The 24,645-nt window shown below is 73.9% G+C and carries 24 protein-coding genes; 16 read left to right on the top strand and 8 right to left on the bottom strand.

Annotated features, from left to right (window positions below; all coding sequences use genetic code 11):
- The first annotated feature begins 88 nt into the window (after positions 1-88).
- Positions 89-427 carry a P-II family nitrogen regulator gene (locus tag AMPC_RS15160; RefSeq protein WP_248342254.1) on the top strand — a complete coding sequence of 113 codons (339 nt, stop codon included), beginning with the start codon at positions 89-91 and terminating at the stop codon, positions 425-427.
- Positions 428-430: 3 nt separating this feature from the next.
- Positions 431-1,486, top strand: coding sequence for a two-component system sensor histidine kinase NtrB (locus tag AMPC_RS15155; RefSeq protein ID WP_248342253.1), 1,056 nt, complete (start codon positions 431-433; stop codon positions 1,484-1,486).
- A 136-nt stretch (positions 1,487-1,622) separates the two neighbouring features.
- Here AMPC_RS15155 and AMPC_RS15150 read toward each other — a convergent pair whose 3' ends face one another.
- Positions 1,623-2,327 (bottom strand): pirin family protein, encoded by a 705-nt coding sequence (locus AMPC_RS15150; RefSeq protein ID WP_248342252.1) that lies wholly within the window; start codon positions 2,325-2,327, stop codon positions 1,623-1,625.
- Positions 2,328-2,401: 74 nt separating this feature from the next.
- Here AMPC_RS15150 and AMPC_RS15145 point away from each other — a divergent pair, with 74 nt between their 5' ends.
- The 3 genes from AMPC_RS15145 to AMPC_RS15135 all read left to right on the top strand — a co-directional run bounded on the left by AMPC_RS15145 (position 2,402) and on the right by AMPC_RS15135 (position 6,867).
- Positions 2,402-3,862 (top strand): sigma-54-dependent transcriptional regulator, encoded by a 1,461-nt coding sequence (locus AMPC_RS15145; RefSeq protein WP_248342251.1) that lies wholly within the window; start codon positions 2,402-2,404, stop codon positions 3,860-3,862.
- A gap of 201 nt (positions 3,863-4,063) precedes the next feature.
- The gene (gene glnA, locus AMPC_RS15140; RefSeq protein ID WP_248342250.1) at positions 4,064-5,488 is read left to right on the top strand and encodes a type I glutamate--ammonia ligase; all 1,425 of its coding nucleotides are present in this window, start codon (positions 4,064-4,066) and stop codon (positions 5,486-5,488) included.
- A 146-nt stretch (positions 5,489-5,634) separates the two neighbouring features.
- Positions 5,635-6,867, top strand: a complete 1,233-nt coding sequence (locus tag AMPC_RS15135) for an MFS transporter (RefSeq protein WP_248342249.1) — start codon at positions 5,635-5,637, stop codon at positions 6,865-6,867.
- Between the two features lie 7 nt (positions 6,868-6,874).
- Here the strand turns inward: AMPC_RS15135 and buk are convergent, their stop codons facing one another.
- From buk to AMPC_RS15120, 3 genes are read right to left on the bottom strand one after another with little or no spacing between them, the layout of a single operon-like run.
- A complete protein-coding gene (buk, locus tag AMPC_RS15130; protein WP_248342248.1) occupies positions 6,875-7,972 on the bottom strand; it encodes a butyrate kinase in 1,098 nt (365 codons plus the stop codon).
- Positions 7,969-8,886, bottom strand: a complete 918-nt coding sequence (locus AMPC_RS15125; RefSeq protein WP_248342247.1) for a phosphate acyltransferase — start codon at positions 8,884-8,886, stop codon at positions 7,969-7,971. The genes buk and AMPC_RS15125 overlap by 4 nt, the downstream gene beginning before the upstream one ends.
- 21 nt (positions 8,887-8,907) lie before the next feature.
- Complete coding sequence (locus tag AMPC_RS15120; RefSeq protein WP_248342246.1) at positions 8,908-9,804, bottom strand: DMT family transporter; 897 nt, start codon at positions 9,802-9,804, stop codon at positions 8,908-8,910.
- Between the two features lie 76 nt (positions 9,805-9,880).
- Here AMPC_RS15120 and AMPC_RS15115 point away from each other — a divergent pair, with 76 nt between their 5' ends.
- The 6 genes from AMPC_RS15115 to AMPC_RS15090 all read left to right on the top strand — a co-directional run bounded on the left by AMPC_RS15115 (position 9,881) and on the right by AMPC_RS15090 (position 14,891).
- The gene (locus tag AMPC_RS15115) at positions 9,881-10,840 is read left to right on the top strand and encodes a DMT family transporter (protein WP_248342245.1); all 960 of its coding nucleotides are present in this window, start codon (positions 9,881-9,883) and stop codon (positions 10,838-10,840) included.
- A 116-nt stretch (positions 10,841-10,956) separates the two neighbouring features.
- Positions 10,957-11,721: a transporter substrate-binding domain-containing protein gene (locus AMPC_RS15110; protein ID WP_248342244.1), complete on the top strand. Its 765-nt coding sequence runs from the start codon at positions 10,957-10,959 to the stop codon at positions 11,719-11,721.
- A gap of 3 nt (positions 11,722-11,724) precedes the next feature.
- The gene (locus tag AMPC_RS15105; RefSeq protein WP_248342243.1) at positions 11,725-12,441 is read left to right on the top strand and encodes an amino acid ABC transporter permease; all 717 of its coding nucleotides are present in this window, start codon (positions 11,725-11,727) and stop codon (positions 12,439-12,441) included.
- Entirely contained in the window at positions 12,438-13,172 is a 735-nt protein-coding gene (locus AMPC_RS15100) for an amino acid ABC transporter ATP-binding protein (protein WP_248342242.1), read from the top strand. Before AMPC_RS15105 ends, AMPC_RS15100 begins: the two co-directional genes overlap by 4 nt.
- Entirely contained in the window at positions 13,169-14,236 is a 1,068-nt protein-coding gene (locus AMPC_RS15095; RefSeq protein WP_318654302.1) for a methionine ABC transporter ATP-binding protein, read from the top strand. Before AMPC_RS15100 ends, AMPC_RS15095 begins: the two co-directional genes overlap by 4 nt.
- A complete protein-coding gene (locus AMPC_RS15090; RefSeq protein WP_248342241.1) occupies positions 14,217-14,891 on the top strand; it encodes a methionine ABC transporter permease in 675 nt (224 codons plus the stop codon). The genes AMPC_RS15095 and AMPC_RS15090 overlap by 20 nt, the downstream gene beginning before the upstream one ends.
- A gap of 646 nt (positions 14,892-15,537) precedes the next feature.
- Here the strand turns inward: AMPC_RS15090 and AMPC_RS15085 are convergent.
- From AMPC_RS15085 to AMPC_RS15075, 3 genes are all read right to left on the bottom strand, one after another.
- Complete coding sequence (locus AMPC_RS15085) at positions 15,538-16,335, bottom strand: MetQ/NlpA family ABC transporter substrate-binding protein (protein WP_248342240.1); 798 nt, start codon at positions 16,333-16,335, stop codon at positions 15,538-15,540.
- Between the two features lie 149 nt (positions 16,336-16,484).
- Positions 16,485-17,669: a pyridoxal phosphate-dependent aminotransferase gene (locus AMPC_RS15080; RefSeq protein ID WP_248342239.1), complete on the bottom strand. Its 1,185-nt coding sequence runs from the start codon at positions 17,667-17,669 to the stop codon at positions 16,485-16,487.
- A 9-nt stretch (positions 17,670-17,678) separates the two neighbouring features.
- Positions 17,679-18,305, bottom strand: a complete 627-nt coding sequence (locus AMPC_RS15075; RefSeq protein ID WP_248342238.1) for a LysE family translocator — start codon at positions 18,303-18,305, stop codon at positions 17,679-17,681.
- Between the two features lie 291 nt (positions 18,306-18,596).
- Here AMPC_RS15075 and AMPC_RS15070 point away from each other — a divergent pair, with 291 nt between their 5' ends.
- From AMPC_RS15070 to AMPC_RS15055, 4 genes are all read left to right on the top strand, one after another.
- Positions 18,597-19,862: an IPT/TIG domain-containing protein gene (locus AMPC_RS15070; protein ID WP_248342237.1), complete on the top strand. Its 1,266-nt coding sequence runs from the start codon at positions 18,597-18,599 to the stop codon at positions 19,860-19,862.
- Positions 19,863-20,025: 163 nt separating this feature from the next.
- Positions 20,026-20,670 (top strand): LysE family translocator, encoded by a 645-nt coding sequence (locus tag AMPC_RS15065; RefSeq protein ID WP_248342236.1) that lies wholly within the window; start codon positions 20,026-20,028, stop codon positions 20,668-20,670.
- Between the two features lie 87 nt (positions 20,671-20,757).
- Positions 20,758-22,050: a dicarboxylate/amino acid:cation symporter gene (locus AMPC_RS15060; protein WP_248342235.1), complete on the top strand. Its 1,293-nt coding sequence runs from the start codon at positions 20,758-20,760 to the stop codon at positions 22,048-22,050.
- Between the two features lie 139 nt (positions 22,051-22,189).
- The gene (locus AMPC_RS15055; protein WP_248342234.1) at positions 22,190-22,609 is read left to right on the top strand and encodes a cupin domain-containing protein; all 420 of its coding nucleotides are present in this window, start codon (positions 22,190-22,192) and stop codon (positions 22,607-22,609) included.
- Positions 22,610-22,647: 38 nt separating this feature from the next.
- On the opposite strand, the gene AMPC_RS15050 is transcribed toward AMPC_RS15055, so the two are convergent.
- Positions 22,648-24,129, bottom strand: coding sequence for an aminotransferase-like domain-containing protein (locus AMPC_RS15050; protein ID WP_248342233.1), 1,482 nt, complete (start codon positions 24,127-24,129; stop codon positions 22,648-22,650).
- Positions 24,130-24,232: 103 nt separating this feature from the next.
- Between AMPC_RS15050 and AMPC_RS15045 the strand changes: the two genes are divergently transcribed.
- Positions 24,233-24,511 carry a DUF2917 domain-containing protein gene (locus AMPC_RS15045; protein ID WP_248342232.1) on the top strand — a complete coding sequence of 93 codons (279 nt, stop codon included), beginning with the start codon at positions 24,233-24,235 and terminating at the stop codon, positions 24,509-24,511.
- The last annotated feature ends 134 nt before the right edge of the window (positions 24,512-24,645 follow it).

Here is a 24,645-nt window from a genome sequence, read left to right as displayed (position 1 = left end):
CCGAACGCCCGGCGGAGAACCTTGACCCCATCCACACCGCCAGCGTAGCGTCCGGATCCACACCGCCAACTTCCCGTAGAGGTGAGCCGTGAAGAAGGTCGAAGCCATCATCAAGCCGTTCAAGCTGGACGAGGTGAAGCAGGCGCTCTCCGAGGTCGGGGTCGCCGGCCTCACCGCCACCGAGGTGAAGGGCTTCGGCCGTCAGAAGGGGCACACCGAGCTCTACCGGGGCGCCGAGTACGTCGTGGACTTCCTCCCCAAGGTCAAGGTGGAGGTGGTGGTCTCCGACCAGCTCGTCGGCCGCGTGGTCGAGGTGATCGAGCGCGCCGCCAAGACCGGCCGCATCGGCGACGGCAAGATCTTCGTGGTCCCGGTGGAGGAGGTCGTCCGCATCCGCACCGGCGAGCGCGGCGAAGAGGCGCTCTAGCCGTTGGCGAGAGCCCCCAAGCTCCCGGCGCTCCCGGCGACGCTGGCCCGGGCGGCGCTCGACTCGCTCGGCGACGCGGTGGTGGTGGTGGGCGCCGACGGCGGCGTCCTCCACGTCAACCCGGCGGCGGAGGAGCTCTTCGGGCACAGCCGCGAGCGGGCGGTCGGCCTGCCGGCCCGCGCCCTGCCCGGCGGCGCCCAGCTCGCGATGCTGGCGGAGCGGGTGCGCGTCTCGCAGCAGGGGGCGCGCATCGACTTCCCGGCCCCCCACGACAGCGGCATCTCCATCGGCGCCGAGGCGAGCCCGCTCTTCGACGGGCCCACCTGCGCCGGCGCGGTCATCGCCATGCGCGTGCCGCGACAGGGGGAGCGGGCGCTCGACTTCGAGGCGCTGGCGGCCGGCCTGGCGCACGAGATCAAGAATCCTCTCGCGGGGTTGCAGGGATCGGCGGAGCTGCTCGCGCGCGAGGCCGAGGGGCCCGCGCGGCAGTACGCGCTCGTCATCGCCCGCGAGGCGAAGCGGGTGGACGGGCTGGTGCGCGAGCTGCTCGACCTGGCCCGCCCGGCCGCGCTCGCCACCGGGCCGGTGAACGTCCACACCGTGCTCGGCGACGTGATGCTGCTGGCGCGCGGCATCCCCGGGGCCGACCCGGTCAAGCTGGTCCAGCGCTTCGACCCCTCGCTGCCATCGGTGAGGGCCGACCAGGAGAAGCTCACGCAGGTGGTGCTCAACCTGGTGCGGAACGCCGTCGAGGCGGTCGCCGGCGCCTCCGCGCCCGAGGTGGTGCTCGAGACCACCATGTCGCCGCTCCGGCTGCGCGAGGCGAGCGGCCGGAGCCGGCCGATGATGCGGCTCTCGGTGCTCGACAACGGGCCCGGGATCTCCGACGCCATGCTGCCGCGGCTCTTCACCCCCTTCGCCACCGGGAAGCCGCACGGCACCGGCCTCGGGCTCGCCATCTCGCGCCGCATCGTGGAGGCGCACGGCGGGCGCATCGACGTGAAGAACCGGCACGGCGGCGGGGCCGAGGCGAGCGTGTACCTGCCGCTCGACGTCTAGGCTCCCGCTGGCCGCCCCTCCCCGACCCTCCCCGCCCGGCGGGGAGGGAGGGCAGCGCGGTCGCCCCGGAGCTGCCCACGACGCGCGCCGCTTCCCCTTTCCCGCGAAGCGGGGGAGGGACGGGAGGGGCCGCGGCTCACGCGAGGTCGATCAGGATCACCTCCGCCTCCTTCCCCAGCGCCCGGAGCCGCAGCGCCTCGGCGCCGGTGATCCGGCCCTGGTCCCCCTCCTCCAGGCGGGTCCCGTCCAGCGCCACCGCCCCCTCGATGACGAACAGGTACTGCCGCCGCCCTGGCCGGACGCGGTGTTCCAGCTCCACCTCCGGCACCAGGGTGCCCAGGTAAAAATCCACGTCCTGGTGGATCTTCAGCTCGCCCGGCCCGGGGTCGCGGGTGACGACGCGCTCGAGCCGCCCCCGGCGCGCGGCCCGCTCGAACCGGCGCTGCTCGTAGCCGGGGCGGAGGCCGGGGGTGTCGGGCAGCACCCAGATCTGCAAGAGGTGGGTGGCCTCGCTCTTGCTAGGGTTCCGCTCCGAATGGGCGATCCCGGTCCCTGCCGACATGCGCTGGACATCGCCGGCCACGAGCCGCGCCGAGCCGCCCGAGCTGTCCCGGTGCTCGAGGGTCCCGGCCAGCATCACGGTCACGATCTCCATCTCGCGGTGGGGGTGGCGGTCGAAGCCGGAGTCGGGCGCGATCCGGTCGTCGTTGAAGACGCGCAGCGCGCCGAACCGGACGTTCGCGGGGTCGTAGTAGTGGTCGAAGGAGAAGTGCCAGCGGGTCTCGAGCCAGCCCTCCTTGAACCCGTACCGCTTTTCCGCAGGAACGTGGGCAAGTTGCATCGCCTTTCCTTAATCACCCGCCCCGGGCCGCGCCTCGCGCCGGCCGGGGCCCGAGCGACGAGAGGATGCCGTTGATGCGCAAGGTTCTCATCGTGGACGACGAGCCCAGCGTGCGGTTCGTGCTGGGGCGCACCTGCGAGCGGGCCGGGGTGCCGTTCCTCGAGGCCGGCAGCGCCGAGGAGGCGCGGGAGCGGCTCGACGCGGCGGGCACGCGGCGGCCCGAGGGCGTCGGCCTGGTGCTCCTCGACGTGCGCCTGCCGGGCGACGACGGCCTGAAGCTCCTGGGCGAGCTCTCCGCCCGCCCCGACGCGCCGTTCGTGGTGGTGATGACCGCCGAGGACACCATGCGCTCCGCCGTCGAGGCGATGAAGCGCGGCGCCGCCGACTACCTCGGCAAGCCCTTCGATCTCGCCCGCGTGGAGAAGATCGTGCGGGACCTCGCCATCGGCCCCGACGAGCCGCCGCACGAGGAGCACCGGAACGGCGCCTCCGACTCGGGCCTCGCGCCCATCGAGCCGCTCCCCGAGCAGCGCCACTACCGCGAGATCGCGCTGCCCGACACGCTCATCGGCCGCTCCCCGGCCATGGTCGAGGTCTACAAGGAGATCGGCCGCGTCGCCCGCACCGAGATGACGGTGCTCCTCATGGGCGAGAGCGGCACCGGCAAGGAGCTCGTCGCCCGCGCCATCCACGCCAACTCGGCGCGCGCCCGCGGCCCCTTCGTCACCGTGAACATGGCCGCCATCCCTCGCGATCTCATGGAGAGCGAGCTCTACGGCCACGAGAAGGGCTCCTTCACCGGCGCGGTCGATCGCCGCCCCGGCAAGTTCGAGCTCGCCACCGGCGGCACGCTCTTCCTCGACGAGATCGGCGAGATGCCGGTGGAGCTGCAGGCGAAGCTGCTGCGCGTGCTGCAGGAGCGCGAGGTGGACCGGGTGGGCGGCAACCGGCCGCTCCCGGTGGACGTGCGCATCGTGGCCGCCACCAACGCCGACCTCGCCCGCGCGGTGGAGGAGGGGCGCTTCCGGCGCGACCTCTACTACCGACTCGCGGTGGTGCCGATCCGGCTGCCGCCCCTGCGCGAGCGCGAGGGCGACGTCATCCTGCTCGCCCGCAACTTCGTCTCGAAGTACGGCGAGCAGCTGCGCGGGCGGCCGGTGACGCTGGCCCGCGACGCCGAGGCGCCGCTCCTCGCGCACAGCTGGCCGGGCAACGTCCGCGAGCTGCAGAACGTGGTGCAGCGGGCGCTGCTCAAGCTCTCCGGCCACCGGCTCACCTCGCGCGATCTCGTCGGCTTCCTCCCGGCCGCGGGCAGCAGCGACCGCGGCCTCACCGGGCTCGTCGAGGCGCTCCTCGACGGCCCCGAGCCGGAGGGCGGCCGGCACACCGCCGCGCTCGCAGCCATCGAGGCCCCGCTCATCAGCGCCGCCCTGGCCCGCACCAAGGGGAACCAGCTCCGCGCCGCCGAGCTCCTCGGCATGAACCGGAACACCCTCCGGGAGCGGATGCGCGCCCTCGGGATGAAGCCCCGGTAGCCCCCTGTTCCACCCCGCGCCCACGCCCGCTTTCAGGGCAAGCGCTGCTCGCTTTGCAGGCAACTCGCTGCCCGCCCGACGGGCAGCCCGGACGCCTGGACCCCGCGCCCCCGGGGCTTTGAGGGGCGTTCCACCGTGGCACATGAAGTGCTAGACGATCCGCCCACGACGCACCACCTGACCCCTGGAGACAGTACAGAGATGGCGAACCTCACCCCCAAGCAGGTCCTCGCGCTCGCGGCCGAGAAGAAGGCCGTGATGGTCGATCTGAAGTTCATGGACTTCATCGGCCTCTGGCAGCACTTCACGATTCCGCTCGGCGAGCTCTCGGAGGAGATCTTCGAGGAAGGGCTCGGGTTCGACGGCTCGTCGATCCGCGGCTGGCAGGCGATCCACGCCTCCGACATGCTCGTGATGCCCGACCCGACCACGGCGGTCATCGATCCGTTCATGTCGGACGTGACCCTGTCGCTCATCTGCAACGTGGTCGATCCGATCACGAAGGAGCCGTACTCGCGCGACCCGCGCAACATCGCCATCAAGGCCGAGAAGTACCTGAAGTCCACCGGCATCGGCGACACGGCGTTCTTCGGCCCGGAGCCGGAGTTCTTCATCTTCGACGAGGTCCGTTACGAGAACACCGTCAACGGCTCGTTCTACAAGGTGGACTCGGTCGAGGGGCAGTGGAACACCGGCCGTGAAGAGGCCGGCGGCAACCTCGGCTACAAGCCCCGCTACAAGGAGGGCTACTTCCCGGTCGCCCCGACCGACAGCCAGCAGGACATCCGCTCCGAGATGTGCCTCCTGATGGAGGCGGTCGGCATCAAGGTGGAGCGCCAGCACCACGAGGTCGCCACCGCCGGCCAGGCCGAGATCGACATCCGCTTCGACTCGCTGGTGAAGTGCGCCGACAACCTCCAGTGGTTCAAGTACATCATCAAGAACGTCGCCCGCCGCCACGGCAAGACCGTGACCTTCATGCCGAAGCCGCTCTACGGCGACAACGGCTCGGGCATGCACACGCACCAGTCGATCTGGAAGGGCGGCAAGCCCCTCTTCGCCGGTGAGAGCTACGCCGGCATGTCCGAGCTGGCGATGTACTACATCGGCGGCATCCTCAAGCACGGCCCGGCCCTCGCCGCGCTCTGCAACCCCTCGACGAACAGCTACAAGCGGCTCGTCCCCGGGTTCGAGGCGCCGATCAACCTCGCCTACTCGGCCCGCAACCGCTCCGCCTCGATCCGCATCCCGATGTACTCGCCCTCCCCCAAGGCGAAGCGCATCGAGTTCCGCACCCCGGACCCGAGCTGCAACGGCTACATCGCCTTCGCCGCGCAGCTCATGGCCGGCCTCGACGGCATCGAGAACAAGATCAACCCCGGCCAGCCGCTCGACAAGGACATCTACGGCCTCTCCCCCGAGGAGCTGAAGGAGATCCCGAAGATGCCGGGCTCGCTCGACGAGGCCCTCGAGGCGCTCCGCAAGGACCACAAGTTCCTGCTCAAGGGCGACGTCTTCACCGAGGACGTGATCGAGACCTGGATCCAGTACAAGTACGACAAGGAAGTGACGCCGGTCCGCAGCCGCCCGACGCCGCTCGAGTTCTCCCTGTACTTCGACATGTAGCTCTCGGCGGGCCATCCGACAGGCCCAGCGCAGCACGGCGGCCGCTCCGATCCCGGGGCGGCCGCTTCCTTTTCGCGGGCCCCCGCCGGCGGGCCGCGCGGGCGCGCATCGACAGCCTCCGCGCCCCGCGCTAGAAGCGACGCTCCGTGACGCACCTCCGCGACCTCCTCCGCCAGCGCCTCGGCGGCCTGCCCCGCGCCTACTGGGCGCTCTGGGCCGGCGCGCTCGTGAACCGGCTCGGGACGTTCGTGGTGCCGTTCCTGGCCCTCTACCTCACCGGGCAGCGCGGGCTGCCGGTGTCCACCGCCGGGGCGGTGGTGTCGCTCTGGGGGCTCGGGGCGATCTTCTCCTCGGCGCTGGGCGGGTGGCTCGCGGACCGGGTGGGACGGCGCGCCACGGCGATGACCGGGCTCGCGCTCGGCGGCGCGGCGGTGCTCGCGCTCGGGTTCGCGCGCGGGGTGCCGGCGATCGCCGCGGCGACGCTCGCGGCGGGGTTCCTCTCCGAGCTCTACCGGCCGGCGATGCAGGCCGCGGTCGCCGACCTCGTGACCGACCCGGTGAAGCGGCTGCGGGCCTTCGCGCTGATGTACTGGGCGGCGAACCTCGGCGTGTCGTTCGCGCTGGTGGTGGCCGGGTACGTGGCGAAGCGGAGCTACCTCGCGCTCTTCGCCGCCGACGCGGCCACCACGCTCGCCTTCGCCGCCATCGTCTGGCGGTTCGTGCCGGAGACGCGGCCGCAGGCGGGCGCCCCGGCGGCCCACGCGGCGGACGGGGACGGGGCCCGGCCGGGCGCGAGGGAGCGCGGCCCGCTCGCCGACCGCGTCTTCGTCGCCTTCCTCGTCCAGAACTTCCTCTTCGCCTTCGTCTTCTTCCAGCACCAGGTGGCGATGCCGATCGACATGGCCGCCCACGGCCACTCGCCCGCCACCTTCGGCCTCGTCACCGCGCTCAACGGGGCGCTGGTGGTGCTGCTGCAGCCGCTCGCCGGCCGCGCCGTGGCCCGGCTCGACCCCTCGCGCGCGCTCGCCGTGGCGGGCGTGCTCACCGGCGCCGGCTTCGGCCTCTACGCGGTCACCACCTCGGCCGCCGGCTACGCCGCGGGCGTGGTGCTCTGGACCGTCGGCGAGATCTTCGGGCTGCCGGTGGCCGCGGCGCTCGTCGCCTCCCTCGCCCCGGCGCACGCGCGCGGCCGCTACCAGGGCGCGTACACGAGCACCTTCGGCCTCGCCGCCTTCGCCGCGCCCGGCGCGGGGGCGTGGGCGCTGCGCCACCTCGGCGCGCCGGCGGTCTGGCTCGGGTGCCTCGGCATCGGCCTCGTCTTCGCCGCCGCGCAGCTCGCCTCGGGTCCCGCGCGGCGGGAGCGGCTGGGCTCGCGCTAGCCGCGGCTCACCCGTACCGCTTCGCCGGCTCCTCCCCCGCGAGCACCCGCAGCGCCCCTTCCGCCAGCGCCCGCAGCTCGTCCTCGCCGGGGTAGAGCGCCACCGGCGCGATCCACTCGACCCGCGGCCGCACCCGCTCCACGAGCGCGGGCTCGTTCACCGCGCCCCCGGTGAGCAGGATCGCGTCCACCCGCCCCTCGAGCACCGTCGCCATCTCGCCGATCGCCTTCGCGAGCTGGTAGGCGGCGGCGTCGAGCACCAGCGCCGCCTGCGCGTCCCCCTCGCGGGCGCGGCGCGCCACCTCGCGGACGTCGCGCGTGCCGAGGTAGGAGTGGAGCCCGCCGTCGCCGAAGAGCCGCCTGCGCAGCGCCCCGCGGTCCGCGCCCGGCGCGAAGCAGAGCTCGATGAGCGCGGTCGCGGGCACGCCGCCCGAGCGGTCGCCGGAGAACGGCCCCTCGTCCTGCGGGTTCACCACGTCCACGAGCCGGCCGTCGCGCACCGCCGCGAGCGAGGCGCCGGTCCCGAGGTGCGCCACCACGAGCCGCGCCTCGGCGAACGGCCGCCCCGCGGTCCGGGCGTGCCGCCGCGCCACGGCGCGCATGTTGAGCGCGTGGCAGAGGCTGGTGCGCTCCACGCCGGCGAGCCCGGAGATCCGGGCCACCGGCTCGAGCTCGTCGAGCGAGACCGCGTCCACCACCAGCGCCGGGCAGCCGTGCTCGGCCCCGAGCTCCGCGGCGAGGAGCGCGCCCAGGTTGGCGGCGTGGTCGCCGCGCGCGCCCGCCTCGGCGTCGCGGAGCATGGCGTCCTCCACCAGGTACGCGCCGCTCTCGAGCGGCTTGAAGAGCCCGCCCCGGCCGACCACCGCGGCGAGCTCGCCGCGACGCACGCCGGCCCGCGCCAGGAACTCCCGCGCCGCCGCGGCCCGGAGCGCGCGCTGCGCCGCGACGCGCCCCAGCGCCGCGAGCGCTCGCTCGTCGTGCCGCTCCACGTGCTCGGACACGAGCGCGGCGCCGCGGAAGAGCCCGAGCTTGGTGGAGCCGGCGCCGGGGTTCACCGCCAGCAGGAGCGGCGCGGCCGGGGGGCTCGCCTCGCCGCCCCCGCTCACCGCCCACCCCGCGCCACGAGCACGCCCAGCGCCAGCGAGCAGAGCTTGTCCATGCTGCCCTCCGCGCGCGAGGGGATGAGCACCGGGGCGCGCGCCCCCTCCACCACGTGGCCGACCCGCTTCTCGGCGAGCCAGGTGAACGACTTCCCGAGCGCGTTGCCGGTCTCGATGTTGGGGACGAGGATCACGTCGGCCTTCCCCGCCGCCGGGTGGCTCATCCCCTTGGCGCGGGCGGCGCCCACCGAGAGCGCGCCGTCGAGCGCCACCGGGCCGAACGGCTCGCACCCCTCGAGCTCGCCCCGCTCCGCGAGCGCCTGCAGCGCCGCGGCCTCGGCGGTGTGCGGCATGGCCGGGGTCACGGTCTCGATGGCGCAGAGGAGCGCCACCTTCGGCCGCTCCACCCCGAGCCGGTGGAAGACCCGCACCGCGTTCTCGAGGATGCGCCGCTTGTCCTCGAGCGAGGGCGCCACGTTGAGCCCGCCGTCGGTGACGCCGAGCAGCCGCGGCTCGCCGCCGGGCGCCTCGGTGACGAGGACGTCGGAGAGGAGCCCCGGCCCGCGCAGGCCGTGATCGCGGTCGAGCACCGCCCGCAGGAGCTGGGCGGTGGAGAGGCTCCCCTTGAGGACGATCTCCGCCCCCTCGCCGCGCACCAGCGCCACCGCGCGCCGCGCGGCGCGGTCGAGGTCGGGCTCGTCCACCACCGGGTAGCGGGCCGGGTCGGCGCCGTACGACTCGAGGGCGGTCACGATGGCGGCCCGGTCGCCGATGAGCACCGGCTCGACGAGCCCCCGCGCCTCGCCCTCCAGCGCCGCGCCGAGCGCGGTCTTGGAGTCGGCCCCCGGCACCGCCACGCGGCAGGGGCCGAGCGCCGAGGCCCGCTCCACCAGCTCGCGCATGTTCCGGATGGGCGTCATGGGCGCTCCCGGTCCCCGAGTCTAACCGGAGCCCGGGGCGGCGGTCGCCTGCTCCGGCGCCCCCCGGGCGCGGGCGTCGAGGTACGACTTGAGGGCGGTCGCCCCGATGACCAGCGCGCCGCCGACCATCGTCGGCAGCCCGGGCCGCTCGCCGTGCACCGCCCAGGACCAGATGGGGTTGAGGGCCGGCTCGACCAGGAGCAGCAGCGACGCCTCCAGGGCCCGGACGTGGTGCACGCCGCGGCCGAGCAGGAAGTAGGCGAGCCCGATCTGCACCACCCCGAGGAAGAGGATGGCGGCGACGTCGGCCGCCCGGACCGGCCCGAGCGGCAGCGCCGCCGGGAGGCAGGCGGCGAAGGCGAGCGCGTTTCCGAGCACCGTCGCCGCGAGCGGGCCGCCGCCCTCCGGGTCGGCCGAGGCCCAGCGCAGGCCGAGGATGGTGAGCGCCCAGGTGACGCCCGACACGGCGGCGATGACGTTTCCCTTGAGCGGATCGGGCGCGGTGCGCAGCGGCGCGTCGGCGCCGAAGAAGAAGAGCGCCATCCCGGCGGCGACGAGGACCATGAAGCCGAGGTCGGCGCGCGACACCCGCTCGCGCAGCAGCAGCGGCCCGAGCAGGAGCACGTACAGCGGCGCCGTGTCCTGCAGGAAGATGGCGCTCGCCGAGGTGGTGAGCTTGTTGGCGGTGACGAAGAGCGTGAGCGTGGCGGCGTAGGTGACCGCCACGAGCGCGCTGCGCCGGCCGAAGCCCCGCCGCGCCTCGGGGATGAAGAGGACGAGCGCCGCCGCGGCCACCGCCGAGCGCAGGCTCGCCACCTGCCAGGCGCCGAGCGTGGTGGCCTTGATGGCGGCCCCGCCCGTGGAGAAGAGGAGGGCGGCGAGGACGATCTCGAGGCGGGCCTTGGACTCGGTGCGCACGGCGGCGGAGCATCGCACGGTCCGGACCCCGCCGGAACCCCGGCCCGGGCCGCGGGGCTGCTATGCTGCGCGGTCCATGCCCGACGCGCGCGCCCTCGCCCAGGAGTCCCGTCCGGCCGCGGCCCCGGCGCGCGCCGCCCGCGGCGGCCACGCCCCGCCGCCCCGGCTCGCGAGCGGGGCGCTCTGCGCGGTGGCGTCCGGCCTCTGCTTCGGCGCGCTCCCCATCTTCGCCCGGGTGGCCTACGCGGCCGGCGCCGACACCCAGACGCTGCTGCTGCTCCGCTTCACCTCGGCGGCCGCCTTCATGTGGCTCGTGGTCTTCCTCCGCCGGCAGCCGGTGCCGCGCGGGCGCACCCTCCTCACCCTCGCCGGCATGGGGGCGCTCGGGTACGCCGGGCAGGCCTTCTCCTACTTCACCGCGGTGCGGCTCGGCTCGGCCGGGCTGGCGGCGCTCCTGCTCTACCTCTACCCGGCATTGGTGGCGCTCCTCGCCCGCGTCGTCTTCCACCACCCGCTCTCGCGGCTGCAGCTCGCCGCCCTCGTCGCCGCGCTCGCCGGGAGCCTCCTCACCATCGGCAAGGCCGGCGAGGGCACGCCGGTGGCGGTCGGCTTCGGGCTCCTCGCCGCCTTCATCTACGCGGGCTACATCCTGACCGGCAGCCGGCTCCCGGAGCGGGCCGGGGCGGCCGCCTCGACCGCGGTGGTCACCAGCGCCGCGGCGGTGGTCTACGGGGTGGTGGCCTGCGCCGGCGGGCTCAAGCTCCCGGGCACGCCGGCGGGCTGGTGGGCGGTGGCCGGGATCGCGGTCGTCTGCACCGTGCTCGCCATCGGCCTCTTCCTGGCCGGGCTCGAGCGGATCGGCCCGGTGCGCGCGTCGGTCTACTCCACCGTGGAGCCGGCCTGCACCCTCGTCCTGGCCGCGACCCTGCTCGGCGAGCCGCTCACCGCCTCGCGCCTCGCCGGGGGCGCCCTCATCGTCGGGGCGGTGCTCCTCCTGGCGCGGGCCGACCTCGGGCCGCGCGCCCGCGGGGCCTGAGGGGCCTTCGCCAGCCAGGTACCGGCGCGCCGGGCCGCGCCCGAGCATATCGACCGGCTGCAGCCGAGCCGGAATCCGCTTGACCGGATGACTATCTGTTATTAGAGAGGGCCACCATGCGAACCCTGAAGACCGCGCTGCTCGCCGCCGTCCTCCTCGCCGCGGGCGCCGCCCGCGCCGCCCCGCCGCTCACCGTGGGCACCGAGGGCACCTACGCCCCCTTCACCTTCTTCGACCAGGCGAAGAACCTCACCGGCTACGACGTCGAGGTGATGAAGGAGGTCGGCAAGCGCGCCGGCTACGACGTGAAGTTCGTGCCGACGCCCTGGGACAGCATGTTCCTGGCGCTCGAGTCGCGGAAGTTCGACCTCATCGCCAACCAGATCGCGAAGACCCCGGAGCGCGAGAAGAAGTACGCCTTCACCGCCCCGTACCTGGTCTCGGGCGCGCAGATCATCGTGCGCGGCGACCGCAAGGACATCCACGGCCTCGACGACCTCCGCGGCAAGCGGGTCGGCACCGGCGTCGGCAGCAACTACACGAAGCTGCTCGAGGAGTACAACAAGACCCACTCCCCCAAGATCGAGCTCAAGTACTACGAGGGCAACCTCCCGGTGGTGCTGCAGGACATCGCCGCCGGCCGGCTCGACGCCACCGTGAACGACCGGCTCACCGCCGGCTACAACGCCAAGCAGCTGAAGATCGACGTGAAGCTGGTCGGCGAGCCGATCGAGCTCGTGCCGTCGCACTTCGTGGTCCGCAAGGACGCCGCCGGCGAGGCGGTCGCGAAGAAGGTGGACCAGGCGCTCGCCTCGCTGCGCCAGGACGGCACGCTCGAGAAGCTCTCCAAGTCCTGGTTCGGCGCCGACTACACGAAGTAGCGCGTGCAGCCGCTCCTCGACTTCGGCTTCATGTGGGAGGTGGTGCCCGACCTGCTCCGGGTCGTGCCCCTCACCCTGCAGATCACGGCGGTGTCGCTGGCCCTGGCCCTCCTGGTGGGGCTGGCGACGGCGCTGATCCGGATCTACCGGACGCCGGTGCTCTCCCAGCTGGCGGCGGTGTACGTGTCGTTCATCCGCGGCACGCCGCTCCTGGTGCAGATCTACCTCGCCTACTACGGCCTGCCGAAGCTGCTCGCCTGGCTCGGCGAGCGGTACGGCTGGAACGTCGACGTGGCCGGGATCCCGGCCATCACCTTCATCTACTTCGCCTTCACGCTCAACGTGGGGGCCTACTCCTCCGAGTCGATCCGCGCCGCCATCCAGGCCATCGACAAGGGGCAGCTCGAGGCGGCGCTCTCCATCGGCATGACGCCGTGGCAGGGGATGCGCCGCATCGTGCTGCCGCAGGCGCTGGCGGTGGCGCTGCCCAGCATCGGCAACACCGCCATCAGCCTGGTGAAGGACACCTCGCTCGCCTTCCTGGTCTCGGTGGTGGAGCTCATGGGCGAGGCCAAGATCCTGGGCGCGCGCGGGCTGCAGTTCTTCGAGGTCTACATCGTGGTGGCGCTCATCTACTGGGTGATCTGCATCGGCATCGAGCGGGTGGTGGCGGTGCTCGAGCGGCGCGTGCGCCGGTTCGAGGGGATGCAGCCGGCATGATCGCGGTCCAGGGGATCGAGAAGCGCTTCCACCGCACCCCGGTGCTGAAGGGGGTGAGCCTCGCCGTCCCCAAGGGTGAGGTGGTGGTGATCGTCGGCCCGAGCGGCTCGGGCAAGTCCACCCTGCTCCGCTGCGTCAACTTCCTCGAGCGGCCGGACGCCGGCACCATCACCGTGGGCGACCTCACGGTGGACGCGCGCCGCGCCACCCGGGCGGAGGTGCTGCGGATCCGGCGCTCCACCGCCATGGTGTTCCAGCAGTACAACCTGTTCCGGAACAAGACCGCGCTCGGGAACGTGATGGAGGGGCTCACCCAGGTGCGCCGGCTCCCCGCGGCGGAGGCCCGCGGGCGCGCCGAGGCGGTGCTCGCCAAGGTGGGGCTCTCGGACCGGCTGCACCACTACCCCTCGCAGCTCTCCGGCGGGCAGCAGCAGCGCGTCGGCATCGCCCGCGCGCTGGCGATGGACCCGGAGGTGATCCTCTTCGACGAGCCGACCTCGGCGCTCGACCCGGAGCTGGTGGGCGAGGTGCTGGGGGTGATGAAGGCGCTGGCGAAGGAAGGCATGACCATGGTGGTGGTGACGCACGAGATGGCCTTCGCCTGCGAGGTGGCGAGCAAGGTCGCATTCATCGACGGCGGCGTGATCGTCGAGGAGGGGACGCCGGCCGAGGTCTTCGAGCGGACGCGCGAGGAGCGCACCCGCCAGTTCCTCGCGCGGGTGCGGCGGTGACCGCGGCCGACGCGCCGGAGATGATCCGGCTGGAGCGGCTCGAGAAGTCCTTCCCGGGCGCGGGCGGCCCGGTGCCCGTGCTCCGGGGCATCTCGCTCACGGTCCGGCGCGGCGAGATCTTCGGCATCATCGGCCGGAGCGGCGCCGGCAAGAGCACGCTCATCCGCTGCGTGAACCAGCTCGAGCGGGCGAGCTCGGGCAAGGTGTTCGTGGCCGGGCAGGAGCTCTCGGCGCTCTCCGGCAGGGAGCTCCGGGCGGCGCGGCGCCGCATCGGGATGATCTTCCAGCACTTCAACCTGCTCTCCTCGCGCACCGCGCTCGAGAACGTGGCCCTGCCGCTCGAGCTCGCCGGCGAGAAGAAGGACGCCATCCGGGCGGCGGCGCTGCCGCTCCTCGAGCTGGTGGGGCTGGCGGGGAAGGCGGACCGCCATCCCTCGGAGCTCTCCGGCGGCGAGAAGCAGCGGGTGGGCATCGCTCGCGCGCTCGCCTCGCGGCCGGAGGTGCTGCTCTGCGACGAGGCCACCTCGGCGCTCGACCCGGAGACCACCCGCTCCATCCTGGGGCTCCTCAAGGACATCAACCGCAAGCTCGGGCTCACCATCGCGCTCATCACCCACGAGATGGCGGTCATCAAGGAGATCTGCGACCGGGTGGCGGTGCTCGACCACGGCCAGGTGGTGGAGGAGGGGAAGGTCTTCGACGTCTTCACCGCCCCGCAGGCCGAGGTGACCCGCAAGTTCCTCGAGGACGTGGTGGACCGGGCGCTGCCGCCCCGGCTGCGCGAGCGGCTCGCGGCGGGCGCGCCGGGGCGCGGCAACCCGGTGATCCGGGTGATCTTCACCGGCGCCCGGGCGCACGACCCGATCATCTCGGAGGTGGTGCGCCGCTACGACGTGCTCCTCAACATCCTCCAGGGCAGCATCGAGTACATCCAGGAGGCGCCGTACGGGAACCTGCTCGTCGAGGCCATCGGCTCCGACGAGGCCATCGCGGCGGCGCTCGACTACATCCGCAGCAACCACCTCGGAGCGGAGATCCTCGGCCATGTCGCAGGCGATGCTTGAGCTGCTCTGGGACGCGCTCGTCGAGACGCTCCTCATGGTCGGCGTCTCCTCGGCCCTCTCGGCGCTCCTGGGGCTGCCGCTCGGCGTGCTCCTGCACGTGACGGGGCGCGGCCAGCTCCTCGAGCACGGCCCCTTCAACCGGCTCCTCGGGGCGGTGGTGAACGCGGGCCGCTCGGTCCCCTTCATCATCCTCCTCGTGGCGATCATCCCCTTCACGCGGCTCGTGGTCGGGACCTCGCTCGGCACGGCGGCGGCCATCGTGCCGCTCACGGTGGGCGCCATCCCCTACGTGGCGCGGCTCGCCGAGGCGGCGCTGCGGGAGGTGGACCACGGGCTCGTGGAGGCGGCCCAGGCCATGGGCGCGTCGCCGCGGCAGGTGATCCTGAAGGTGCTCATCCCCGAGGCGCTGCCGGGCCTGGTGGCGGCCTTCACCATCACGGTGGTGACGCTGGTCGGCTACTCGGCGATGGCCGGCGCGGTGGGCGGCGGCGGGCTCGGGGACCTCGGCATCCGCTACGGCTACCAGCGCTTCCAGCCGGAGGTGATGATCGCGGTGGTGATCGTCCTCATCGTGCTCGTGCAGGGGCTGCAGAGCGCGGGCGATCGCCTCGCGCGGCGGCTCGACAAGCGGAGGGTGCGGCAGGAGCGGGGGTAAGGTGCTGGGCCGCTCTGGCATCGAGGAGAGCGGCGAGTCGGCCGCAGCGCCGCGCGGCACTCCCTCTCCGCAGGCCCCGAGGTACTCCCTCCCCGCTCGGGCGGGGAGGGCCGGGGAGGGGCGGCCAGCGGTGCAGCGCTCCGCCCCCACGTTCGCCGCCCGCGCCGCGGGGCCGCCGGGAGCCCACCGCTGCGGTGCTCGCTCCGGCGGCTCCGCCGGTCGCGGTTCGGCGAGCGGCGCCGTGGGCGCAGAGCGCTCGACCCCGCTGCGGTTCCGATCGGGCTGAGGCGTGCGGCTCCGGCTGCGGAGCTGCACGGGGGAGCGGCGCTTCCATCGTGTCACGCGGTCCGACGCCGGCGGGCGGCCCGCCTGCGCTGCGCTCCTCGGGAGGGCTCCCGTCGGCCTGGGGGAGCGGCGCTGAGTGGATCCTGGCGCCAGCGAGGCCCCGTTCACCCCCTCCCCGTCCCTCCCGCCGCGCCCCGCTTCGCTGGGCTCGCGGGGCCAGCGCCGAACTCCCTCCCCGCCGGGCGGGGAGGGCTGGGGAGGGGCGGCCAGGGGAACCGCGGTCGGATCGGCAGAAACGAGACCGCCCGCCACCGGCGCTGAGGCCGGGGCGGGCGGGGACGGAACGGGAGGGTCGGTCGAGCTAGAAGCCGGGCACCACGACGCCCGGGTACTTCTGGAGGATCCAGCTCTTCACCTCGGGCGAGTGGTAGGCGGCGACGATCTTCTGCACCCAGGGCTTCGCCTGGTCGGCCTTGCGGACCACGAGCACGTTCACGTACGGGGAGTCGGCCGCCTCGCGGGCGATGGCGTCCTTGGCCGGGTCGAGCTTCCCCTGGATGGCGTAGTTGGTGTTGATGACGGCGGCGTCCACGTCGGGGAGCAGGTGCGGGAGCTGCGCGGCGTCGGCCTCGACGATCTTGAGCTTCTTCGGGTTCTCGACGATGTCGGCCGGGGTCGGGCTGAGGCCGCTGCCGGGCCTGAGCTTGATGAGCCCCTTGGCCTGGAGGAGCAGGAGGCCGCGGCCGCCGTTGGTGGGGTCGTTCGGGACGGCCACCTTGCCGCCCTTGGGCAGCTGGTCGAGCGACTTCACCTTCTTCGAGTAGACGCCGATCGGGAACACGATGGTGCGGCCCACGCTCACGATCTGGAAGCCGCGGTCCTTCACCTGCTGGTCGAGGTAGGGCTGGTGCTGGAAGGAGTTCACGTCGAGGTCGCCGGCCACGAGCGCCGGGTTCTGCTGGGCGTAGTCGGAGAGCTCGAAGACCTTCAGCTCGATGCCCTGCTTGGCGACGAGCTTCTTCACCAGCTCGGCGATCTCGGCGTGCGGGCCGTTCTCGACGCCGAGCTTGATGGTCTCGGCGGCGCGGGCGGAGGGGGCGAGGCCGAAGGCGGCGAGCGCCACGGCGGCGAACAGGGTGCGGCGGAGTGCGGACGTCATCGGGGGTGCTTTCCTCTTCTCTCAGGTGGGTGTCGAGGGAGAATCTTGCATAGCGGACGGGTGTCCTGTCAAGCGGAGGAACGTGCATTCCGCTCGAAACACGACACACCGCTGTCCGTTATGACGGACGCTCCGCCTATCGCCGCCACCTATCGGCTGGCCAGGAACGACCGCAGCCGCTCCACGGCCAGCTCGAGGTTGGGCCTCGAGGTGGTGTACGCGATCCGCAGGTGGCGCTCCGGCAGGTGCTGGCCGAAGTCGCGGCCGGGCGTGAGCGCCACTCCGGCCCGCTCCAGGATCTCGAGCGCGAAGGCGAAGCTGTCGGACGAGAAGCGGGCGCAGTCGGCGTACAGGTAGAACGCGCCCTCCGGCACCACCGGCAGCCCGAAGCCGAGCTCGCGCAGGGCGGGCAGGAGGAAGTCGCGCCGGGCCTGGAACTCGCGCCGCCGCCCCTCGAGGAGGTCGATGGTGGCCGGCTCGAACGCCGCGAGCGCCGCCTGCTGCGCCACGGTGGACGGGCAGATGAACAGGTTCTGCTGCAGCTTCTCGAGCTCGCGCACGTACTCGGGCGGCGCGACCAGCCACCCGAGGCGCCAGCCGGTCATGTCGAAGTACTTGGAGAAGCTGTTCACCACGAACACCCGGTCCGACAGCGCGAGCGCGGTGCGCGCGTCCAGGCCGTAGGTGAGCCCGTGGTAGATCTCGTCCACCACGAGCACGCCGCCGCGCGCCTCGACCAGCGCCGCGATCCGGCCGAGCTCGGCGTGATCGATCATGGTGCCGGTCGGGTTGGCGGGAGAGGCCACCAGCGCCGCCGCGGTCCGCTCGCCCCAGTGCCGCCCGAGGAGCTCGGCCGTGGGCTGCCAGCGCGTCTCCGGCCCGACCGGCAGGCAGCGCGGCTCGCCCCCCATCACCCGGATGAACTGACGGTTGCACGGGTAGCAGGGGTCGGCCATCAGCACCTCCTCGCCCGGGTTCACGAGGACGCCCATGGCGAGGAGCAGCGCGCCGGAGGCGCCGGCGGTGACCACGATCCGCTCCGGCGCCACCTCGACGTGGTACCGCTCGGCGTAGAAGCGCGCGATCGCCTCGCGCAGCGCGGGCAGCCCCAGCGCCTGCGTGTACGGCACGCTCCCCTTGGCGGTCACCCGCGCCGCCCGCTCGAGCACCGGCCGCGGCGTCTCGAAGTCGGGCTCGCCCACCTCCATGTGGACGATGCTCCGGCCGGCGGCCTCGAGCGCGTGCGCCCGCGCCAGCACGTCCATGGCGTGGAAGGGCTCGATGGCGCGCATCCGGGCGGCGAGCCGGGCGGGGGAGGCGGGTCGGTCGGTCATGGGTCGGTCCTACACCTTCAGCGCCGGGAGGAGGAGCTTCAGCGAGAGCGCGACCAGCGCCGTCCCGGCGGCGAGATCGACGAGGCGCGCGGCCCGTTCGTAGACGGCCTGCGCGCGCGAGGTGGAGAGGGTGAGCGCCACGGTCGTGTACCACGCGACCGACATCGCGATGACGGCCCCGAGGACGAGCGCCCGCTCGCCCGCCGGCACGTCCGGCGCGAGCATGGCGCCGAAGATCCCGAGGAAGAAGATCACCGTGTGCGGGTTCGAGAGGTTGGTGAGGAGGCCGCGCGCGAAGTCGCCGGAGGCGGGGCGCGGCGCGGCGGCGGCCTCGAAGCGGGCCCCGGGGCGCAGCACCGCGAGCTTCGCGCCGACGAAGCCGAGGTAGAGCGCGCCGCCGACCGTGAGCGCCCGCAGCGCGCCGGGCACTCCCGCGACCAGGGCCGAGATCCCGAACAGGCTGGCGGTGGCGTAGATCGCCGTCCCGAGCGCGACGCCGAGCGCGGTGCGCGCCCCGGCGCCCCGCCCGGCGGCGAGGCTGCTCCGGGCCACCACGATCACGCTCGCGCCGGGGGTCGCGGCGGCGGCGGCGTAGGCCACGAGGATGGGGACGATGCGGGCGGAGGAGAGGAGCACGGGGGCGGGACTATAGCGCCGCGGGGGCGCGGAGCGCCTTCGCGCAGCTCTTCGGTGGCGACCGCTCGCGGCCCCGACGGGCGCGTCAGGGCCGGCGATGCCCTGGCCGCGCCGCGTTGCGGCCGTGCGAAGGTCGTAATAGGGTCATCGCACCTCGCGGGGGGTGCGACAAGGTGGCCATCCATGGCGACGAAGCCCCGGTTCGGTCTCGCTGTAGTCGTCGCGGCACTGACGGCGTGCGGAGCCGGAGGCTCCCAGTCCCCCGGCTCACAGACCAGCGGCGTGTGCTCCGTGAGCTGGACCTGCTCCGGGACGCAGTGCGCCTCGGTCATGGGCGGCTACAGCGGCACCGCGGGGCCGTTCGCGGACGCGGCCGCCTGTGAGGCCTGGCGCCATACGTACATCCTGACGTCGGTCTGCTCCTGCGAGGGAGCGGGGGGCGGTGGCTCGACGCCGCCGTCCATCACGGGCCTGAGCGTCGCGGCGGGCGCTCCAGGCAGCTCCGTGACCGTGACCGGGACCGGCTTCCCCGCCACCTCGACGGGCGTGAGCGTCTCGCTCTGCGGCGTGAGCGCCGCCGTGACCAGTGTCTCGACGACACAGGTGGTCTTCACCGTCCCGGCGATGAGCGCGTCGAGCTGCCCGGTGGAGGTCGTCACGCCGTCGGGCACGGCCTCGTCCACCGGCTCCTTCTCGGTGCTGCCCGCGCCGGTCACGCTCGGCCAGAGCGCCGGGGCGTGGGGGATCGCGGTGGACGCGACCTCCGTCTACTGGACGGAGACGGCCGGGGCGGTGAGGAAGATCGCCCGCGGCGGCGGCGCGGCGACCACGCTCGCGACCGGCCTGACGAACCCGCAGGCGATCGCGATCGACGCCACCAGCGTCTACTTCGCGGAGAACAGCCTGAGCGGGACCCTCCAGAAGGTCCCGCTCGCCGGCGGGAGCGCCACCACCTTGGCGAGTGGGCTCGCCCAGGTGACCGCGATCGCGGTGGACGCGGCCAGCGTCTACTGGGTGGAGTACCAGCCGGCCGGCGCCTTGAAGAAGGTCTCCATCGGCGGCGGGAGCGTGACGACGTTGGCCTCGGGCCTGGACTGGCCGGTCGGGGTGGCGGTGGATGGGAGCGCCGTCTACTGGACCGAGTCGAGCGGAGCGGTCAAGAAGACCGGGCTGAACGGGGGGACCGTCACGCTGCTCGCCACCGGAACGGGCGCGGGGCTCCTCGCGCTCGACGCGACCAGCGTCTACTTTCCGTCCAACTACGGCGTCGCGAGCGTGAGGAAGACCGGCGGCATCGCGTCGCTGCTCGCGTCGGGCCAGCCGAACATGGCGTACGGGGTCGCCGTCGACGGATCGAACGTCTACTGGGTCGAGCAGGCGACGATGTCGTCGATCCAGGACGGGGCCGTGAAGAAGGTCCCCCTCGCTGGCGGGGCCGTGGTCACCGTGACGACGCTCGCGTCCGGGCTGGCCTCTCCGAAGTGCATCGCCGTGGACGCAGCGAACGTCTACTGGACCGAGGCCGCCGGCCCGAGCCCGCGGAAGATCGCGAAGTAGCGCTCGCGCCGGCCCACCGGCCAGGCCGCGCTCCCGAGAGCGCCGGAGCCGCGGCACCGAGAACACCGGACGCCCCTGGCCGCCACCTCGACCGCTGGACGGCCGCCATGGACGAGCGCGCCCGGACGGACTCGGCTAGGCTCGGGGGTCCGAGGTCCCCACCGTGATCGTCTCGCTCCACGTCTACGTCGCCTTCCTCGCCGCCGGCGTCGCGCTCAACCTGACGCCCGGCCCCGACATGCTCTACGTGCTCGCGAGCGGCTCGCGCGCCGGGCCGCGCTCGGGCGTGCTCGCCGCCTGCGGCGTGGGCGCGGGCTGCGCGGTGCACACCTTCGCCGCCGCCACCGGGCTCTCGGCGCTGCTCGTCTCCTCGGCCACCGCCTTCACCGCCGTGAAGTGGGCCGGGGCCGCGTACCTGGTCTACCTGGGCGGGAAGGCGCTCCTCGCGCCGGCCGCGCTCGCCGCCACGCCGGCCCCGGGCGCCCGGGCCGAGGCGGGCCCGGCCGAGCGCGTGTTCCGCCGCGCCGTGGTGACGAACGTCCTCAACCCCAAGGTCGCCATCTTCTTCCTCGCCTTCGTGCCGCAGTTCGTGGATCCGGCGCGGGGGCGGATCTGGCTGCAGTTCCTGGTGCTCGGGCTGAGTTTCTGCGTGACCGGCACCCTCGTGAACGCGGTGGTCGGCGTCGCGGCCGGGAAGGTGCGGCGCACCATGGACGCGCGTCCGCGGGTGGCCCGCGCGCTCGACCGGATCACCGGCGCGGTGTTCCTCGGCCTGGGGCTGCGGCTGGTCTTCGCTCCCCGGAGCTGAGCCCGGCCGCCGGCAGCCAGACGGCCATGCCCCCGCCCACCCGTCCGTCGGGCGGCCCGCCCCTTCCGTGATAGGGACCGGCGGCCCATGCCCGCCGCCTCCGCTCCCCGCCGCAAGCTCTCGCTCACCCACCAGATCGCGATCGGCCTCGCGGCCGGCGTGCTCCTCGGCTGGCTCTGCCCCGGCTTCGCCGTGCAGCTCCGGCCGGTGGGGCAGCTCTTCCTCCGGCTCATCAAGATGATCGTGGGCCCGCTCGTGCTCACCTCGCTCGTGGCCGGCCTGGCCGGCGCGGGCGGGAAGATGGCCGGGCGGCTCGGGCTGAAGGCGCTGCTCTGGTTCGAGGCCGCCACCACGGTGGCGCTCTTCATCGGCCTCGCCGGCGCGCACCTCGTCCACCCGGGCGCGGGGGTGGGGCTCGCCGCCGACGCGGCCACCGCCGGCAAGCTCGCGCACGCCAAGGGCGCGGTGGACTTCCTGCTCGAGGCCTTCCCCACCTCCATCTTCGACGCCCTGGCCCGCAACGACGTGCTGCAGATCGTCGTCTTCGGCGTCTTCCTCGGCCTCGGGATCGCGGCCGCCGGCGAGAAGGCGGCGCGGCTCCGCGAGCTCGCCGAGCAGGGCGCCGAGGCGATGTTCAAGGTGGTCGGGTTCGTGATGCGCTTCGCGCCGTTCGGCGTGGGCGCGGCCATGGCGAGCACCCTCGGCGCCAAGGGGCTCGGCGTGCTCCTGCCGCTCGCCAAGGTGATCGGCACGCTCTACGGCTCGCTCCTCGTCTTCTTCGCGGCGCTCTTCCTCGCGGTGCGCCTCCTCACCCGCGTCCGCGTCTCGGCGCTCCTCGCCGCCATCCGCGAGCCGGCGATCGTGGCCTTCACCACCACCTCGTCGGAGGCGGCCATGCCGCGCGCCATGGAGGCGATGGAGCGGCTCGGCGTCCCGCGCGCGGTGGTCGCCTTCGTGATGCCGGCCGGCTACTCCTTCAACCTCGACGGCTCCACCCTCTACCTCTCGGTGGCCGTGATGTTCGTCGCCCAGGCGGCGGGGGTGCACCTCTCGCTCGTGGAGCAGCTCGCGATCATGGGCACGCTCATGCTCACCACGAAGGGCGTGGCCGGCGTCCCCCGGTCGGCCCTGGTGGTGCTGGCCGGCGCGCTCACCGCCTTCCACCTGCCGCTCGAGGGCGTCGCCATCCTGCTCGCCATCGACGAGCTCATGGACATGGGGCGCTCCTGCGTGAACGTGGTCGGCAACTGCGTCGCGACCGCCGTGGTCGCCTGCTGGGAGGGCGTGGTCCCCGCGGGCGCGCCGCTGCTGCGCGCCCCCCGGCTCGCGGCCGCCAACGCGCCCGAGGCCCCGGCTCGCGACCGCGCCTCGGGCGAGTGAGCGGAAGGCGCCCGTCCGCCCGGCCGCGGCGCATCGGGAGCCCTCCCCTTCGGCCCGCCCCGCCGCGGTTGCCGCGCGCGCGCCGGCCGCCACCATCCTTGCCCGCGGGCGCCCGTCGCGCCCGCAGGAGGATGGTGGCATGGCGAAGCTGATGGTGAAGCAGTTCTCGCAGGCGGACGAGCGCAGGCCCTTCCAGGCGCACGGCCGGGTCGAGCTCGTGGACACGGGCGAAGGGATGGTGGGCCGGGCCGTCTTCGAGCCGGGCTGGCGCTGGTCCGCCGACGTGAAGCCGCTCGCCGGCACCCGCACCTGCGAGGTGGCCCACTCCGGCTACGTGCTCTCCGGCCGGATGCACCTCGTCATGGACGACGGCGAGGAGCGGGACATCGGCCCCGGCGACTACGTCGTCATCCCGCCCGGCCACGACGGCTGGACGCTGGGCGACGAGCCGTGCGTGTTCCTCGACTTCGCGGGGGCGGCGAACTACGCGCGGGCCCAGGCGGGGAGCCGCGCCCAGCCGGGCGCGAGCGGCGCGGAGGCGGGCGCGCCGATGCACTGAGGCGCCGGGGCGGGGGCGCTGCCGACCGGGCGGCGCCCCTACCTCCCCTTCCGCCCCACGAGCTGCCCCGCGAGCCGCCCCACCAGCCGCACCGCGACGTCCACCCGCTCGCTCCAGGGCTCGCCGCAGGAGAAGCGGATGCAGCTCGCGTGGACGTGCGCCGCGGAGAAGATGTGCCCCGGCGCGATCGCCACCCCGGCGTCGTGCGCGCGCCGGTGGAGCTTGAGCGCGTCCACCGACGGCGGCAGCTCGACCCAGAGGAAGCAGCCGCCCCGCGGCCGCGACACGCGGGTGCCGGCGGGGAAGGAGCCGGCCACCGCCTCGCCCACCCGCGCCACGTTCTGCTCGAGCCGCGCGCGCAGCGTGCGCAGGTGGCGGTCGTAGCCGCCGTCGGCGAGGAACTGCACCAGCGCCTGCTGCGCCGGCGTGGCGGTCGCGATGCTGGTCGCGAACTTGAGCACCTCCACCCGCTCCTTGAACCGGCCCGCCGCGACGAAGCCGATGCGGAACCCGGGCGCGAGCGTCTTCGAGAACGAGCCGCAGTAGAGCACCGTGCCGTCTCGGTCGAACGCCTTGGCCGGGCGCGGCCGGGAGGGGGCGAAGGCGAGGTCGCCGTAGACGTCGTCCTCGATGAGCGGGATCCGCCGCGCCGAGAGGAGGGAGACGAGCCGCTCCTTCGCCTCGTCCGGCATGCTGCTGCCGAGCGGGTTCGAGAAGACCGGCACCGCCAGCACCGCCGCCACCCGGTGCAGGTCGAGCCGTCGCGAGAGCTCGTCCACGTCCATGCCGGTCTCGGGGTGGCACGGCACCTCGAGCACGCGCAGGCCGAGCGCCTCGAGGGCGAGCAGCGTGCCGTAGTAGCAGGGCGACTCGACGGCCACGGTGTCGCCGCGGTTCGTCACGGCGAGCAGCGCGAGCTGGATCGCCTCGGTGGCGCCGGCGGTGACGAGGAGGTCGTCCTCGCCGAGGGCGCAGCCGGTCGCGACGAGCCGCTGCGCCACGAGGCGCCGCAAGGACCGCAGCCCCGGCGGGTAGGCGAGCTCCACGCCGCCGGAGCCGGAGCGGCGCGTCGCCGCCGCGAGGGCCCGGGCGAGCGCGGCGCTGGGCAGGAGCGACGGCGCGGGGGTCGCGGCCCCGAGGTGCACCAGGGAGGGATCGCTCGCCGAGTGGTAGAGGTCGGCCACGAGCGCGCTCACGCCGTCGAGCGGCGTGCCCGCCTCGACGCCCGGCGCCGACGGCCGCGGCACCGGCAGGGAGGTCCGCGCCCGCACGAAGTACCCCGACCGGGGCCGCGCCTCGATGAGCCCCGACGACTCGAGCTGGGCCAGCGCCTGGAGGACGGTGGAGGCCGAGGTCCCCTCGTCGGCCCGCAGCCGTCGTACGGACGGGAGCTTTTCGCCGGGGGCGAGCGTCCCCTCCCGGATGGCCTGGGCGAAGCGGCGCGCGATGGCCTGATACCGCGGGATCTGGGCCTCCGATGCGGCCGGGGAGGCGGTCTGCTGCTCGACGGATGACGCCATTCCCCCTGACTAGCACACATCGAACAGATGCGCATCTGTACCGGTAACAGTTCGCTCGGTCTGTATCTGTACCGGGACCCGGCGCGGGCGTAAGGTCCTCGCCATGATGAACCACAGCCACACGACCCAGGGCCCCTCCATCGCTCCCCCCCGCGCCGCCGTCACCGGCACGGTGGACCTCGACGAGGGGAAGGCCTGGAGCGCGGAGGGGCGCCGGCACGGCGTCGCCATCCGCTGCGAGACCGGCACCGTCTGGATCACGGTGGAGGGCGACCCGGAGGACCACGTCCTCCAGGCCCCGGCGGTCTTCGAGACCCACGGCCGCGGGCGCGTCGCCGCGCAGGCGCTCCAGAAGTCCCGCATCACCGTCCAGCCCAACTGAGCGGGCGGGAGGCTCGTCCTCCCCGCCGGCCGGCGCGCCTCTCCGGGGTGAGGCGCGCCCTCGCTGGAACGCGCAGTAAAGCGGGCGATTCGCGGCGGCGAGGGCGGCGCGAGGACCCCCTTGCACCGCCCGGT

The organism is Anaeromyxobacter paludicola, assembly GCF_023169965.1.
In the GTDB taxonomy this organism is placed as follows: Bacteria; Myxococcota; Myxococcia; order Myxococcales; family Anaeromyxobacteraceae; genus Anaeromyxobacter_B; species Anaeromyxobacter_B paludicola.
The sequence above is the reverse complement of the archived record's forward strand: the minus strand, read 5'-3'. Positions and strand labels throughout refer to the sequence as shown.